Origin of the sequence: Bradyrhizobium cosmicum (assembly GCF_007290395.2) — a bacterium.
GTDB lineage: Bacteria > Pseudomonadota > Alphaproteobacteria > Rhizobiales > Xanthobacteraceae > Bradyrhizobium > Bradyrhizobium cosmicum.
Map to the genome: position 1 here is coordinate 5712167 of NZ_CP041656.2, position 15031 is coordinate 5727197.

Genomic DNA, 15031 nt, shown 5'->3' on the forward strand with positions numbered 1-15031 from the left:
TTTTCAGTCGAGCGCGTGCGCGATCACCTTGCGCATGACGTTCGGCAGCGCTTCGCCGGCAAGGGTTGCGATCGGCACCCAGCGCATGCCCACGGGCGCGCGGGTGCGGGCCTCGGCTTTCGCCGTGTAGACCACCAGTTCCAGCGGAAAGTGCGTGAAGACGTGGGTGACGACGCCCACCTTGCGCTGCCAGCGCGACAGCCCTTTCATCGCCGGCGCCTGCTGTTTCGCTGCAGCGTCGTCCTGTCCGGCGGTCCAGTCCGAGCCCGGCACTTCCGTCATGCCGCCGAGCAGGCCCTTTTCGGGACGGGATCGAACCAGCAGTTCGTCACCGCGCGTGACGACGAAGGCCGCGCCCCGCCGCAACGTCCCGCTCTTCTTCGGCGCCTTGCGCGGGAAGCTTTCCTGGATTCCCTTTACCCGCGCGGTGCAATCCTCGTTCAGCGGACACAGCGAGCAGGCCGGCTTCTTCGGCGTGCAGATCGAAGAGCCCAGATCCATCAGCGCCTGCGCGCTATCGCCGGCGCGGGAGTTGGCGAGCAGCGTCGCCGCCAATTGCTGGATCAGTGGTTTTGCCTGCGGGAGTTCTTCTTCAACGGCAAAGAGCCGCGACACCACGCGCTCGATATTGCCGTCGACCGGCATGGTGTGACGATCGAACGCGATCGCCGCAATCGCCGCTGCCGTGTAAGGCCCGATCCCCGGCAACGCGCGCAGGCCTTCCTCGGTGTCGGGAAACACCCCGCCATGCTCTCGCGTCACCGCGACCGCGCAGGCGTGGAGATTTCGCGCGCGCGAGTAGTAACCGAGCCCGGCCCACATCCGCAGCACGTCGTCCTGCGACGCCCGCCCCAGCGCGGTGACGTCGGGCCATCGCGCGACGAATTTCTCGAAATAGGGGCCGACCGCCTTGACGGTGGTCTGCTGCAGCATGATCTCCGACAGCCATACCCGGTAAGGATCCGACGCCTCCCCAGGCATCGCGCGCCAGGGCAGACGACGGCGATGGCGGTCGTACCAGGCAAGCAGTGCGATCGGGCGCGACGAGATCTCCGCCTGACCGGGTTCCGATTTCGCCTTCAGCGCGGATTTGTGGCTCATGCTCACACTGTAGCGATGTCGCTCCGATCTCTCCACGTCAGGCCTGCGCTCGTCCTGGGCATCCACGCCTTTCTTCACGACGAGGAGCCTGTGGGTCGCGCCCCGAAGTGCTATAAGGGTCCATGTCCAAATTCCCTCCAAAGCCCGGCCCCATCAGCGCCAAGCCGCTCGCGATGCTGCTCAACGACGTCTTTGCGGAGGCCTACGCCAAGCAGGGCTTTGCCTCGCGCGAGCTGGTGACGCGGTGGGCGCAGATTGCCGGGCCGGAGATCGCGGCCCATGCCGAGCCGCTCAAAATGCAATGGCCGCGGCCGGTCGAAGGCCAGCCGCAAGAGCCGGCAACCCTGGTGCTGCGGGTCGAAGGACCGATGGCGCTGGAGATCCAGCACTCCGCCGACGTGATCCTGGAGCGGGTCAACCGCTTCTTCGGCTGGAGCGCGGTCGGCAAGCTGGCTTTCCGCCAGGCCCCCTTGTCGCGGCCCCGGGCCCGGAAGCGGCCCGGCCCCCCGGACCCGCAGGCCGTCGCCAAGGTGGCGGAGAGCCTTGGCCAGATCGAAGATGAAGAACTGAAGACGGCGCTGGCCCGTCTCGGGGCCGCCATCAAGCGAAATTGAGCCTCATTTTGCGGTCAATCTGGACCTGTCCTTGCGGCGCGCCATTGCCACAAACGACGTTTCAAGCTAGCGACAGGCCGCCTGAACTGGAACTTCGGGCGAGACCACGCCAATCCGGGAGCCGACCTTGATCATCACCCGCCGCGCCTTCAACACGATGCTGTCGCTGACCGGGCTTGCCGCGCTCGCCGGACTGTCGCCGCTGCGGTTCGTCTCCGAAGCCATGATCCCTGAAGCCATGGCGCAGGCCGCCGGCGATGTGGCCAAGCCCGTCTCGCTGCCCGACATGGCGCTCGGCCCGAAGGACGCCGCGGTCACCATCACCGAATACGCCTCGATGACCTGCCCGCATTGCGCGGCCTTCAACGAGCAGGTGTTCCCCAAGATCAAGTCGGAATACATCGACACCGGCAAGGTGCGTTACATCTTCCGCGAGTTCCCGCTCGACATCAAAGCCGCTGCCGGCTCGATGCTGTCGCGCTGCATCGCCAAGGACGACGCGCCGAAATACTTTGCCGTCACCGACATGCTGTTCCGCCAGCAGAACGACTGGGTGCTGAAGAACACCACCGAGACCCTGACCCGGATCGGCAAGCAGGCCGGCCTCACCCAGAGCCAGGTCGAGGCCTGCCTGAAGGACCAGGCGCTGCTCGACAAGATCGCCGCCGACCAGAAATATGCCAGCGACGTGCTGAAAGTGGATTCGACGCCGACCTTCTTCATCAACGGCGAGAAGATCAAGGGCGAGACCTCGTTCGAGGAATTCGCCAAGAAGATCAATCCGCTGCTGAAGAGCTGATTCGCTCGTCAAGATTCAGATTCGCATCTCGAAAGCCGTATCTTTCCTGTCATAAATCCCTTGGGAAAAGCGGCTTTCGCCGGTTGCCCTCGCGACGCACCGCGGCCATTGTCCAGCCGCATGAGGCGCCTCGCGCGACTCGCCCGGATATCGACATTGCCTTCCATGGTATTGTCCCGGCAGGGGGATTCGCGCCTGCCAACAGAGATGCGTGCTTATGAAAATCACCCGCCTGCGCCTTCACGGCTTCAAGTCCTTCGTTGAGGCCACCGACTTCGTCATCGAGCCCGGCCTGACCGGCGTGGTCGGCCCCAACGGCTGCGGCAAGTCGAATCTCGTCGAAGCGCTGCGCTGGGCGATGGGCGAGACCTCGTACAAGTCGCTGCGTGCCGCCGACATGGACGCGGTGATCTTCGCCGGCTCCGGCAACCGTCCCGCGCGCAACCACGCCGAAGTGACGATGACGATCGACAATTCCGATCGTACCGCGCCGGCGGCGATGAACGACAGCCAGCTCCTGGAAATCTCCCGCCGCATCGAGCGCGAGGCCGGCTCGGTCTATCGCATCAACGGCCGCGACGTGCGCGCCCGCGACGTGCAGATCCTGTTCGCCGACGCCGCCACCGGCGCGCGCTCGCCGGCCCTCGTCCACCAGGGCAAGATCGGCGAGATCATCCAGGCCAAGCCCGAGCAGCGCCGCCGCGTGCTGGAAGACGCCGCCGGCGTCGCCGGCCTGCACGCCCGCCGCCACGAGGCCGAGCTGCGGCTCAAGGCCGCCGAAACCAACCTCACCCGCGTCGAGGACGTGATCGGCCAGCTCGCGGGGCAAATGGAAGGCCTGAAAAAGCAGGCCCGCCAGGCCGTGCGCTATCGCGAGGTCGCGGCCAAGGTCCGCAAGGCCGAAGCCACCCTGTTCCACCTGCGCTGGATCGGCGCCCATGCCGACGTCAGCGAATCCGGCCAGACCCACGATCTCGCCGTGCGCGAGATGGCCGAGCGCACCCAGCACCAGGCCGAGGCGGCCCGCATCCAGGCCATCCGAGCCACCGAGATGCCGGCGCTGCGCGATGCCGAGGCGCGCGCCGCGGCCGGGCTGCAGCGCCTGACCAATGCGCGCGAGCTGCTCGATCGCGAGGAAGAGCGCGCCAAGGAACGCGTGGCCGAGCTCGAGCGCCGCCTGGCGCAGTTCGAAGGCGACATCTCGCGCGCCCAGCAGCAGACCATGGACGCCGACGTCGCGCTGCAGCGGCTCGACGCCGAAGACGCCGAGTTGAAGGAAGAGATCAAGTCGCGCGTCGAGAAGCGCTCCGGCGTCGACGAGCGCGTCGCGGAAGCCGAGGCGACGCTGACCGAGACCGAGCAGCAGTTCGCCGAGCTGACCACCGCACTCGCCGACCTCACCGCCAAGCGCAACCAGCTCGAGGCCAATGTCCGTACCCACCGCGACAAGCTCGCCCGGCTCGACCAGGAAATTTCGAACGTCGCGGCCGAAGAGCAGAAGCTCGCGGATGAAACCGGCGGGTTCGGCGATCTCGACGAGCTGACCGCGACTGTCGAGACCGCCGAACAGACGCTGGCTGCTTCGGAAGCCGCCGCGCAGGCGAGCGAAGCGGCGCATCTCGCCGCCCGCCAGACCCTGGAATCCTCGCGCTCGCCGCTTGTCGAAGCCGACAAGCGCGTGCAGCGGCTCGACACCGAGGCGCGCACGATCTCCAAGATCGTCAACGGCGAAACCAAGAACCTGTGGCCGCCGATCATCGACGGCATCACTGTCGACAAGGGTTTTGAGAAGGCGATCGGCGCCGCGCTCGGTGACGATCTCGACGCGCCGGTCGATCCGTCGGCGCCGATGCGCTGGACCAATGCCGGCGTCACCGAGGGCGATCCGGAGCTTCCCGAAGGCGTCGTGCCGCTCGCCAACCATGTGCAGGCGCCGACCGAGCTGGCCCGCCGTCTGGCGCAGATCGGCGTAGTGCCGCGCGAGCGCGGTGCCGAGCTGGTCTCGCAGCTCAAGACCGGCCAGCGGCTGGTCTCACCCGAGGGCGACGTCTGGCGCTGGGACGGCTTTGTCGCCGCCGCCCACGCCCCGACCGGCGCTGCACGGCGGCTTGCCGAGCGCGCCCGCCTCGTCGACATCGAGAACGAGCTGGAGCAGGCCCGCATCGATGCGCAGATCAAGCGTCAGGCGCTGGAGAATGCCGAAGCCGAGCTGCAGATGGCGGCCAGCACCGAAGCCGCCTCGCGTGAAGCCTGGCGCGCCGCGCAACGCGAACTGAACGTCGCGCGCGAGCGCCATGCCACCGCCGAGCGCGAGATCAGCCGTCGCGCCGCACGCAAGGCAACGCTGTCGGAAGCTCACAGCCGTCTCGCCGCCGACCGCGCCGAAGCGGAGGCCGCGTACGAGTACGCCGAGGCCGGCATCACCGAGCTGCCGTCGAGCGAGGATACCGAGACCCGTCTTGCCGCCGTCCGCAGCGACATCGAGGGCCACCGCCGCATGGCCGCCCAGGTCCGCGCCGAGGCGCAGGCGCTGGCGCGCGAGGCCGAGCTTGCCGACCGCCGCGTGCAGGCGATCCTCGCCGAACGCACCGAGTGGCAGAACCGCAAGGAGAGCGCGGCCTCCCACATCGACACCATCCAGACCCGCATCACCGAGGTCTCGATCGAGCGCAGCGATCTCGAAAATGCGCCGCAGGTATTTGCCGAGAAGCGTAGCGCGTTGATCACCGAGATCGAATACGCCGAGAACGACCGCCGCATGGCCGCCGACGCGCTCGCCACCGCGGAAGCCGCGATGGCGGAGACCGATCGCGTCGCCAAGCTGACGCTGGAAGCGCTCTCCGCCTCCCGCGAAGCCACGGCCCGCGCCGAGGAGCGCATGGAAAGCGCGCGGCGTCGGCTCGAGGATATCGAGCGCGAGATTCGCGACATGCTGGAGGTCGAGCCGCAGGCCGTCGCCGGCCTTGCCGAGATCGAGCCCGGCGCGGAGCTGCCGCCGCTGCACGACATCGAGGAAGACCTCGAAAAGATGCGCCGCGACCGCGAGCGCCTCGGCGCAGTCAACCTGCGCGCCGAGGAAGAGCTGCGCGAGGTCGAGACCCAGCACACCAGTCTGGTTACCGAACGTGACGATCTGGTTGAAGCCATCAAGCGGCTGCGCCAGGGCATCCAGAGCCTCAACAAGGAGGCGCGCGAGCGCCTGCTGACCTCGTTCGAGGTCGTCAACAACCACTTCAAGCGCTTGTTCGTGGAGCTGTTCGGCGGCGGCGAAGCGGCACTGCATTTGATCGAGAGCGACGACCCGCTGGAAGCCGGTCTGGAGATCATCGCCAAGCCGCCCGGCAAGAAGCCGCAGACGCTGTCGCTGCTCTCGGGCGGTGAGCAGGCGCTGACCGCGATGGCGCTGATCTTCGCGGTGTTCCTCACCAACCCTTCGCCGATCTGCGTGCTGGACGAAGTCGACGCGCCGCTCGACGACCACAACGTCGAACGGTACTGCAACCTCCTGCACGAGATGACCAGCTCGACCGACACGCGCTTCATCATCATCACGCACAACCCGATCACGATGGCGCGGATGAACCGGCTGTTCGGCGTCACCATGGCCGAGCGCGGCGTCTCGCAGCTCGTGTCGGTGAGCCTGTCAGAGGCGGTAGACATTCTCGACCAGAACGTGGCGTGAGGCCGGGGTCGTCCCGAAACCATCGACATCATCATCCGCGAAGGCGGATGATCCAGTATGCCGCCCCCTCTCGGTTTGACGGCCCTATCTCGGAGTCCTGGATGCCCCGCCTTCGCGGGGCATGACAGCGGATGATGATCTCGCCCACACTTCCACCTGAACTGAAAGCGGCCCTCGACGGCAAGCTTCAGGGCTTCTCGCGCACCGACGCGGCACAGCGCTCGCAGAAGATCTCGACCACCTATCGGGCTGGCGGCGGCTCCGGCACCATCAAGTCGGAGGCCGATGCGCTCGCCTATGCGCTTGCACGGATGCCTGCGACCTACGCGGCGGTAGCCGCAAGCCTCAATGCACTGACCGAGATTGCACCGGACCTTGCCCCGAAAACACTGCTCGACGTCGGCGCAGGCCCCGGCACGGCAAGCTGGGCTGCCGCTGAGGCCTTTCCGTCGCTGCAGGATTTCACGCTGCTCGATGCCAACGCCACGCTCAGCCGGCTCGCGCTCGAACTCGCCCGCGACAGCACGCGCCTGGCAGAGTGCCGCTACCTGCCGGGCGATGCCGGCGGCAACCTCGCCGAGGTCTTGCAGGCCGATCTGGTCGTTGCAAGCTACATCATCGGCGAACTCAGTGAAGTTGATCAGCGCAAGCTCGCGGAGGCCATGTGGGCCAAGGCACGCCACGCGCTGATCGTGATCGAGCCCGGCACGCCCGCAGGCTACGCCCGCATCCTCGCGCTGCGCCAGCAACTGATCGCAGCCGGCGCCCACGTCGCCGCGCCGTGCCCACACGAAAAACCCTGCCCGCTCACCCCGCCCGACTGGTGCCATTTCAGCCAGCGCCTGCCGCGCTCCCAGGCTCATCGCCAGATCAAGGGCGCCGACGTGCCATTCGAGGACGAGCGCTTCATCTATGTCGCCCTGACCCGCGCGGCGCCTGCGAGCCGCGCCTCGCGTGTGCTGGCACCGCCGGATGTCGGCAAGGCCGAGATCACGGCCAAGCTCTGCACCGAACACGGCGTTGAGCTCGGCAGGATTCCGCGACGTGACAAGGCCGCCTATGCCAGTGCCCGCCGCTGGCGCTGGGGCGATGCCGTCATTGCCGAAAGTTAACCTCGCCCGGCGCTTTTGCCTTGAACTCGGATGGCTTCCAATCCGACCAAATCTGACCTTCCCCCTGCACCGGGGCTCTCGCTCCGCGCCAATTTGGTCTAGGCTGCGCCCGCCTTCTTCCCCCTTCAGGAGTTCTCCATGTCGACCGGCTGGATCGTTCTCGGCGTCATCGTCGTCCTCGTGTTCCTGGCGTTCAGCGCCTACAACCGCCTGGTGGCGCTGGGCCAGCGCGTGGGCCAGGCCTTTGCCGATATCGACGTGCAGCTCAAGCAGCGCCACGACCTGATCCCGAACCTGGTCGAGACCGTGAAGGGTTATGCCTCGCACGAGCGCGGCACGCTCGACGACGTCATCAAGGCGCGCAATTCGGCGATGTCGGCGCAGGGCCCGGCGCAGGTCTCCGCCGCCGAGAACCAGCTCTCCGGCGCGCTCGGCCGGCTGATCGCGCTGTCGGAGGCTTATCCCGACCTCAAGGCCAACGCCAACTTCCAGCAGCTCGCCAGCGAGCTCTCCGACCTCGAGAACAAGATCGCGGCGAGCCGCCGCTTCTTCAACAGCGCGGTCCAGGAATACAATACCGGCATCCAGCAGATGCCCGCGGCGTTGTTCGCCGGCATGTTCGGTTTCACCAAGAAGGACTTCTTCGATCTCGGCGCCAGCCGCACCGAGGTCGAGGCGACGCCGCAGGTGAAGTTCTGATTTGAGCCGATAGGCCGGCAGGGCATCGCGTCATGGCCGCGTATGGTCTCTACACGCACATCGCCTCGAACAAGTTCCGTTCGATGCTGCTGCTCGCCGGCCTGTTCGCGCTGGTCTACGTGCTGGTCTATGCCGGCGCGCTGGTCGCCGAAGTCGTCATCGACGGCAACGAGACCGTTGCCTACTATCTGAGCCGTGCGTTCAGTGACCTGAAAGTCGCCGCGCCGGTCGCGACGATCGTGGCGGCGGTCTGGATCGTGATCGCCTATTTCTTCCACCAGTCGATGATCGATGCCGTCACGGGCGGCCATGACGTCACCCGGCAGGAGGAGCCGCGGCTCTACAATCTGCTCGAAAATCTCTGCATCTCGCGCGGCATCACCATGCCGAAGCTGAAGATCATGGAGAGCCCGGCGCTGAACGCGTTCGCGACCGGCCTCAACCCGCGGCAATATTCGATCACCGTCACCACCGGCCTCCTCGAAGCGCTTGATGACAAGGAGATCGAGGCGGTGCTAGGCCATGAGCTGACCCACATCAAGAACGGCGACGTGCAGCTGATGGTCGTCGCCGTCATCATCGCGGGCGTGGTCGGCTTCTTTGGCGAATTGTTCTTCCGCCTGTTCACCAATTTCAGCTGGAGTTCCGGCGGCTCGTGGTCCTCTGGCTCCTCCTCGTCGTCGCGATCGTCCTCGTCCAGCAGCGACAGCAAGAACTCCGGTGGCGGCGCGGTGATCGTGATCATCATCGCGGTCGTGCTGATCGTGGTGGCCTGGCTGATGTCGCAGGTGGTCAAGCTCGCGCTGTCGCGATCGCGCGAATATCTCGCCGACGCCGGCTCGGTCGAGCTGACGAAAGATCCCGACGCCATGATCTCGGCGCTGCGCAAGATCGAGAACCGCGGCGAGCTGCCGGGCGCGACATCGGCGGTGATGGAGCTGTGCGTCGACAATCCGCGCGAGGGCTTTGCCGATTTGTTCGCGACCCATCCGTCGGTGCAATCCCGCGTTGACGCGCTGGTCAAGTTCGCCGGGGGCCGCGATCCCGGTCCGCTGCCGCCGCCCGGGGACGAACCCGACGAGCCGGAGCCGCAAGCCGACCAGCCTGACGCCCCGCCGGCGAAGGGACCGTGGAACGATGCCGGCGGCTCGGCCAGTCCGCCGCCCGTCCCCGCACCCAACCCGGCCCGGACTGCGGCGGGAAGTCCTATCAACCCGATGGGCCCCTGGGGCCGCCATTGAGCGCGTGATTTACCGCCGCGCGCGGCAGGTTTTGCGACGGTTGGGAAAAACTCCGGAAATTGCCGCAGCCGGCTGCCAGAGATTTGAATTCTCCCTTGTTTCTGCCATGTTCGCGCCCAACAGCAGACTCGGGACATCGATTTGGGGCCCGGCCGATTGCAGCTGCGATCGGAGGGCGCGTTAGGGGACAGCAATGGCAAAGCCGGCAGTGGTTGTGGTGGGCGCGGACAAGGGCGGGGTCGGCAAGACCACGGTATCGCGCACCCTGCTCGATTATTTTTCCGCCAACAACGTGCCGACGCGCGCGTTCGACACGGAGTCGCCGCGCGGAACCCTGAAGCGCTTCCACCCCGACATCACCGAAATCGTCGACATGACGACGACGGCCGATCAGATGAAGATCTTCGACACGCTCAACGCGACGAGTCCGTCGGTCACCGTGATCGACGTCCGCGCCGGCCTGCTCTCGCCGGCGCTCGCCTCGCTACGCGATATCGGTTTCCTCGACGCCGCCAAGGCCGGCCAGATCACCTTCGCGGTGTTCCACATCCTCGGCCCCTCGATCGCCTCGCTGGACGAGATCGCCGAGACCGCGGGCTTCATGGGCGGCGCGAAATATTTCCTGGTGAAGAACTTCATCAACGACACCCAGTTCTTCCAGTGGGACCAGGCAACCTACCAATCGTATTTCAACCGGATCAAGGACGCGACCGAGCTGACCATCCCCAAGCTCAACGAAATGGCCTATGAACAGGTCGAGGTGTCCTCCGTCCCGTTCCTGAAATTCGTCGCCAACAAGGGCATTCACGACGAGGCCGCGAACTATTCGTTCGTGCTTCGCGGTTATGTCCGGCACTGGCTTGCGAACGTCTGGAGTGAATTCGACCGGATCCACCTGACCGACATCGTCGGTGCGAAGCCCGGCCGCAACAGCGAAAAATAGTTGCGCAAGCCGGGTGGATGCGGCTGGATTGAGCGGTGAATCCGCGCAGATATAGCTGTCGATGCCCGCGACGCCCCTCTACATCATCTGTTCGCCCCGTCCGCAGGTCGGCAAGACGCTGCTGGCGCGGCTTCTGACCGAGTTTCTACTGCTCAAGAACGGCGACGTCGCGGCCTTCGATGTCAATCTGAAGGAGCCGTCGCTGCTCGACTTCCTGCCCAAGGTCACCGAGACGGCCGATGTGATCGACACGTTCGGCAAGATGCAGCTGATGGACCGCGTCATCCTCGATGATGGCCTTGCCAAAGTGATCGACCTCGGCTTCCACGCCTTCGACGAGTTCTTCAAGATGACTGAGGAGATCGGCCTGCTCAAGGAGGCGGCACGCCGTCACGTCGCGCCGATGATCCTGTTCATGGCGGACACCGACCGCGCCTCGGCTCGGGCCCATGAGATGCTGCGGGACCGGATACCGCGGATGAACCTGATCACGGTGGACAACGAGTACATCGTGCGCGGCGAGCTGCCGGCGGCGATGGCAGCCGGACGGGTGTTCCGCCTGCCCGCGCTGCCTGGCTTCCTCAAGACCTATATCGACCGGCTGAACTTCTCCTTCACCGGCTATCTGCGCCAGGAGAAGGACTCCTCGACCGAGCTGCACCAGTGGATACGGCGCAACTACCTCGCCTTCCGCGAACTCGAGCTCAGCCTGATCCTGCAGAGGTCGTAGTGATAATTTTACCCGGATATTATTGACTGCGCGCCACGCCGCGTCTATTGAGGACGCCAATCGCGTCCTTCAACAAGGTCTTCCCCGTGAGCATCGACCGGAAAGCAGCCATCGCCGCCTACAAGGAGCGCAAGACCATCGCGGGCATCTTCGTCGTCCGCTGCGCGGCCTCGAGCGAGGCCTGGGTCGGCCAGGCGCCGAACCTCGAAACGATCCAGAACCGCATCTGGTTCTCGCTGCGCCAGGGCAACCACACCTGCCGCAGCCTTCAGGCCGCCTGGAACGCCCATGGCGAGGCGGGACTGACGTTTGGCGAATGTGAGCGTCTGGGAGACGAGGAGAGCCCCTACGTCAGGAACGCGCTCCTGAAGGAGCGCATGCTGCACTGGCGGGCCGAGCTGAAGGCCGAGGCGATCTGACGTCTCAGTGCCCCTCGAACGTCATCAGCGTGCGCACCGGCACGTCCATGGCGCGCAGTTTGGCTGCGCCGCCGAGCTCGGGCAGGTCGATGATGAAGCAGGCCGCGACGACGTTGGCGCCGATCTGGCGCAGCAGCTTCACCGCGCCTTCCGCGGTGCCGCCGGTGGCGATGAGGTCGTCGACCAGGATGACGCGCTCGCCGGGCGCGATGGCGTCGACATGCATCTCCATCTCGTCGATGCCGTACTCCAATGAATAGGCGATCCGCACGGTGGTGTGCGGCAGCTTGCCTTTCTTGCGGATCGGCACGAAGCCGGCCGAGAGCTGGTGCGCCACCGCGCCGCCGATGATGAAGCCGCGCGCTTCCATGCCGGCGACCTTGTCGATCTTGTTGCCGGCCCAGGGATTGACGAGCTCGTCCACCGCGCGGCGGAACGCGCGCGCGTCCGCGAGCAAGGTGGTGATATCGCGGAACTGGATCCCCGGCTTAGGATAGTCGGGGATGGTGCGGACGCTCGCCTTCAGATCAAAGGTCATTCGTGCCTCTCAATTGGCCGGCGCATCGAGCCGGAACGCATTCTCAACGATACGCAAGCCCACCTCGTTGCCGAGCGACATCAGCGATTCCGGGTGGAATTGCACGCCGGCGACCGGCAGGGTCTTGTGCTCCAGCGCCATGGCGACGCCGTCCTCGGTGCTGGCGGTGACACTCAACACCTCCGGCATGCTGTCGCGCTCGACGAAGAGCGAGTGATAGCGGCCGATGACGATCTCGTTCGGCAAATTGCGCATCAAGCGCCCGCCGCGCACCTGCACCCGTGACGGCCGGCCGTGGGCGGGATGCGTGAGCTGCCCAAGCTCGCCGCCGAAATATTCGCCGATCGCCTGCACGCCGAGGCAGACGCCGAACACCGGCAGCTTGTTCTCCAGCGCCGCGTCGATGGTTTTCTTGATCCCGAAATCCTCGGGGCGACCGGGACCGGGCGACAGCACCAGCAGGTCCCACCTCTTCTGCTTGAGCATGTCGAGCGCATGTACATGCCTGACGACGGTGACGCTGGCGCCGACCTGACGGAAATAGTCGGCGAGCATGTGCACGAAACTGTCGTCGTGGTCGATCAGCAGCACCCGCTTGCCCGACCCCGTGGCGTCGGGCGCAAAAGCCGACAGCGGCTTCGGCGGATCGCCGCGCAGCGCCTGGAACAGCGCCGCGGCCTTGACCTGGCATTCGTGGTCTTCCGCGGCGGGGTCCGAGTCAAACAGGCAGGTGGCGCCGACGCGGACCTCGGCGAGACCGTCCTTCATGCGGATGGTGCGGATGGTGAGGCCGGTGTTGATGCTGCCATCGAAATTCACCGCGCCGATCGCGCCGGCATACCAACGCCGCGGTGAACGTTCATGATCCTCGACGAACTGCATCGCCCAGAGCTTCGGCGCGCCGGTCACGGTGACGGCCCAGGCATGGGTGAGGAAGGCGTCGAGCGCGTCGAATCCGGGACGCAGCATGCCCTCGACATGATCGACGGTGTGGAACAGTTTCGAATAGGTCTCGATCTGGCGGCGCGCCAGCACCTTGATCGTGCCGGGCACGCAGACGCGCGCCTTGTCGTTGCGGTCGACGTCGGTGCACATGTTGAGCTCGAACTCGTCCTTTTCCGAGTTCAGGAGCTGGCGTATCTGCTCGGCATCGCCGATCGCGTCGGTGCCGCGGGCGATCGTGCCCGAGATCGGGCAGGTCTCGACGCGACGCCCGTCGGAGCGCACGAACATTTCGGGCGAAGCCGAGACGAGAAACTCGCCCTCGCCGAGATTCATCAGCGCGCCGTAGGGGGACGGGTTGATGATGCACAGCCGCTGGAACACTTCGGCAGGCGAGCGGTCGCAGGGCTCGGCGAAGAGCTGGCCCGGCACCGCCTCGAACAGATCGCCGCGCGCGAAGGCCGCGCGTGCGGTCTCGACCGTGGCCTGATATTCGCCGGGCGCGTGATCGGCAAAGCCCTGGCGCGGCGTCTTCTGGTACGGGCTTTCGGCCGTTTCGTGCGGCAGGCCTGCGGTGGACTTGCCCTTCCAGGCGAAATCGTAAGTCAGCACCACGCCGCGGCCGGTGGCGCGGTCGTAGGCCAGCAGGCGATCGGGCACGTAGAGCACGATATCGCGCTGGTCCTGTTCGCGCGGTCGCTTCTGCACGAGATCCTCGATCTGGAACACGAGGTCGTAGGCGAAGGCGCCGAACAGCCCGAGCAGCCCGTCGTCATTGGCCGAGAAGGCGGCGACGATGTCGCGCACCAGCGACATCACGCTGGCGCGGCGGGTGCGCTGATCCTCCTCGACCGGCGCGTCGCCGCGGATGATATGGCCCGACAGATGCGTGGCGGTCTTCTCGGAAATCACCACGCAGGGTTCTTGCAGCACGTCCGCGAGGAAGGCGATCAGCACCTGCCCGCGCTCGTTCAGCGCTTCCAGCTTGAAGTTGACGCCTGACGTTTCGAGCTTGAGCGGCGGATCGGAGAAGCCGAGGTCGAAGCTCTCGTAGCGGCCGGGCACGGTCGTGCCGGAGGACAGCACCACGCCGCGGCGGCGGTCGAGCAGACTGACGAGGTCGTCGAGCCGGTTGGCGCCGCCGGTGAACTGCTCCGCCACGCGCGTGATCGCGAGACCTGCGCGGGTCACGTATTCGCTTCGAGCCGGGAGCGCAAAGACTGTCCTGTTCATGTGGTCCTCTTACGAAACTTGCCGAGGAAACGCCACACAGGACAAACGATCAGGCCGCCGCACTGCGTGGCGACCTCAGACGATTTGGGAAAGGAAAATCGCACCGGCCACCTCTTTAGGAGGTGCGCCACCAAAGACGGGTTGGGCGGACGGCGGTGCTCATGGGCGGATACTCACCATGGCGAGGGGGCGGCGTCAAGGGCGGCCGCCCCACGCGGCTTTCGGCGTTTACCCCAGATGCTTCCGGAAAAACTCCGTCGCCCGTCCCCAGGCGAGCTCGGCGGCTTCGCGGTCGTGGACGGCCTGGCGCTGCTCGTTGACGAAGGCGTGCTCGGCGTCATAGCGGAACAGCTCCAGCGACTTGCCGGCGGCCTTCATCGCCTTCTCGAAGCCGTTGACCAGCTCCGGCGTGCACCAATCGTCCTTGTTGGCGAAATGGGCCTGGAGCGGGATCTTGACGTCGGCGGGCTTGGCCGCCTGCTCCGGCGGGATGCCGTAGAACACCACGCCGGCAGCAAGCTCCGGGATCTTTGTGGCGCCGATGATGGTGACGGCGCCGCCGAGGCAAAAGCCGGTCAGCCCGACCTTGGCGCCGTTGCGCGACAGATATTGCGTGGCACCGCGCACGGTCTGCGTAGTGGCGTCCATGAAGTCGAGCGAGTTCATCTCTTTGCCGGCGGCGTCCGTGTCGTGATACGGCACCACCTTGCCCTTGTAGAGATCGGGCGCCAGCGCATCGAAACCGGCCAGCGCGAAGCGGTCGCACAGGCCCTTGATCTGGTCCGACAGGCCCCACCATTCCTGGATCACGACCACGCCCGGCGCATTGCCGCGCGCAGCGTTGGCGAGATAGCCCGACGCGTCCTTGCCGTCCGGGCGCTTGAAGGTGATGGCGGTTCCCATGGTGTCCTCCGATGAGTTTCTGGGGAAGCGGTTGAAGGTATTTTGGCCGCTGGGAGCGCGATAGGCAATCGCACT

At 66.1% G+C, this 15031-nt stretch carries 13 protein-coding genes; 9 read left to right on the forward strand and 4 right to left on the reverse strand.

Annotated features, from left to right (window positions below; genetic code table 11):
* Positions 1-3: 3 nt before the first annotated feature.
* Positions 4-1101, reverse strand: coding sequence for an A/G-specific adenine glycosylase (mutY, locus tag FNV92_RS27395; protein WP_168213541.1), 1098 nt, complete (start codon positions 1099-1101; stop codon positions 4-6).
* 122 nt (positions 1102-1223) lie between these two features.
* Here mutY and FNV92_RS27400 point away from each other — a divergent pair, with 122 nt between their 5' ends.
* The 9 genes from FNV92_RS27400 (at position 1224) to FNV92_RS27440 (ending at position 11340) form a co-directional block, all read left to right on the forward strand.
* Positions 1224-1715, forward strand: coding sequence for a DUF721 domain-containing protein (locus FNV92_RS27400; protein WP_143843776.1), 492 nt, complete (start codon positions 1224-1226; stop codon positions 1713-1715).
* Positions 1716-1842: 127 nt separating this feature from the next.
* Positions 1843-2514, forward strand: a complete 672-nt coding sequence (locus tag FNV92_RS27405; RefSeq protein ID WP_015687955.1) for a DsbA family protein — start codon at positions 1843-1845, stop codon at positions 2512-2514.
* 217 nt (positions 2515-2731) lie between these two features.
* A complete protein-coding gene (smc, locus tag FNV92_RS27410) occupies positions 2732-6196 on the forward strand; it encodes a chromosome segregation protein SMC (protein ID WP_015687956.1) in 3465 nt (1154 codons plus the stop codon).
* Between the two features lie 131 nt (positions 6197-6327).
* The gene (locus FNV92_RS27415; protein ID WP_143843775.1) at positions 6328-7308 is read left to right on the forward strand and encodes a small ribosomal subunit Rsm22 family protein; all 981 of its coding nucleotides are present in this window, start codon (positions 6328-6330) and stop codon (positions 7306-7308) included.
* A 138-nt stretch (positions 7309-7446) separates the two neighbouring features.
* Positions 7447-8007 carry a LemA family protein gene (locus FNV92_RS27420; protein WP_015687958.1) on the forward strand — a complete coding sequence of 187 codons (561 nt, stop codon included), beginning with the start codon at positions 7447-7449 and terminating at the stop codon, positions 8005-8007.
* Between the two features lie 32 nt (positions 8008-8039).
* Positions 8040-9248: a M48 family metallopeptidase gene (locus FNV92_RS27425; protein ID WP_143843774.1), complete on the forward strand. Its 1209-nt coding sequence runs from the start codon at positions 8040-8042 to the stop codon at positions 9246-9248.
* Between the two features lie 193 nt (positions 9249-9441).
* Entirely contained in the window at positions 9442-10191 is a 750-nt protein-coding gene (locus tag FNV92_RS27430) for a P-loop NTPase family protein (protein WP_015687960.1), read from the forward strand.
* 61 nt (positions 10192-10252) lie between these two features.
* Positions 10253-10921 carry a hypothetical protein gene (locus tag FNV92_RS27435; RefSeq protein WP_143843773.1) on the forward strand — a complete coding sequence of 223 codons (669 nt, stop codon included), beginning with the start codon at positions 10253-10255 and terminating at the stop codon, positions 10919-10921.
* A gap of 86 nt (positions 10922-11007) precedes the next feature.
* Positions 11008-11340, forward strand: a complete 333-nt coding sequence (locus tag FNV92_RS27440) for a GIY-YIG nuclease family protein (protein WP_143843772.1) — start codon at positions 11008-11010, stop codon at positions 11338-11340.
* 4 nt (positions 11341-11344) lie between these two features.
* Here the strand turns inward: FNV92_RS27440 and FNV92_RS27445 are convergent, their stop codons facing one another.
* The 3 genes from FNV92_RS27445 to FNV92_RS27455 form a co-directional block, all read right to left on the reverse strand.
* Positions 11345-11878 carry an adenine phosphoribosyltransferase gene (locus FNV92_RS27445; RefSeq protein WP_143843771.1) on the reverse strand — a complete coding sequence of 178 codons (534 nt, stop codon included), beginning with the start codon at positions 11876-11878 and terminating at the stop codon, positions 11345-11347.
* A 9-nt stretch (positions 11879-11887) separates the two neighbouring features.
* Positions 11888-14053, reverse strand: coding sequence for an anthranilate synthase component I (locus FNV92_RS27450; RefSeq protein ID WP_143843770.1), 2166 nt, complete (start codon positions 14051-14053; stop codon positions 11888-11890).
* A gap of 228 nt (positions 14054-14281) precedes the next feature.
* Entirely contained in the window at positions 14282-14956 is a 675-nt protein-coding gene (locus tag FNV92_RS27455) for a dienelactone hydrolase family protein (RefSeq protein WP_015687965.1), read from the reverse strand.
* Positions 14957-15031: the final 75 nt, after the last annotated feature.

Excerpts from the sequence above, each read along its gene's own strand:
- mutY (WP_168213541.1), bottom strand. The coding sequence starts at position 1,101 with ATGAGCCACAAATCCGCGCTGAAGGCGAAATCGGAACCCGGTCAGGCG.
- FNV92_RS27400 (WP_143843776.1), top strand. The coding sequence starts at position 1,224 with ATGTCCAAATTCCCTCCAAAGCCCGGCCCCATCAGCGCCAAGCCGCTC.
- smc (WP_015687956.1), top strand. The coding sequence starts at position 2,732 with ATGAAAATCACCCGCCTGCGCCTTCACGGCTTCAAGTCCTTCGTTGAG.
- FNV92_RS27415 (WP_143843775.1), top strand. The coding sequence starts at position 6,328 with ATGATGATCTCGCCCACACTTCCACCTGAACTGAAAGCGGCCCTCGAC.
- FNV92_RS27420 (WP_015687958.1), top strand. The coding sequence starts at position 7,447 with ATGTCGACCGGCTGGATCGTTCTCGGCGTCATCGTCGTCCTCGTGTTC.
- FNV92_RS27425 (WP_143843774.1), top strand. The coding sequence starts at position 8,040 with ATGGCCGCGTATGGTCTCTACACGCACATCGCCTCGAACAAGTTCCGT.
- FNV92_RS27430 (WP_015687960.1), top strand. The coding sequence starts at position 9,442 with ATGGCAAAGCCGGCAGTGGTTGTGGTGGGCGCGGACAAGGGCGGGGTC.
- FNV92_RS27435 (WP_143843773.1), top strand. The coding sequence starts at position 10,253 with ATGCCCGCGACGCCCCTCTACATCATCTGTTCGCCCCGTCCGCAGGTC.
- FNV92_RS27445 (WP_143843771.1), bottom strand. The coding sequence starts at position 11,878 with ATGACCTTTGATCTGAAGGCGAGCGTCCGCACCATCCCCGACTATCCT.
- FNV92_RS27450 (WP_143843770.1), bottom strand. The coding sequence starts at position 14,053 with ATGAACAGGACAGTCTTTGCGCTCCCGGCTCGAAGCGAATACGTGACC.
- FNV92_RS27455 (WP_015687965.1), bottom strand. The coding sequence starts at position 14,956 with ATGGGAACCGCCATCACCTTCAAGCGCCCGGACGGCAAGGACGCGTCG.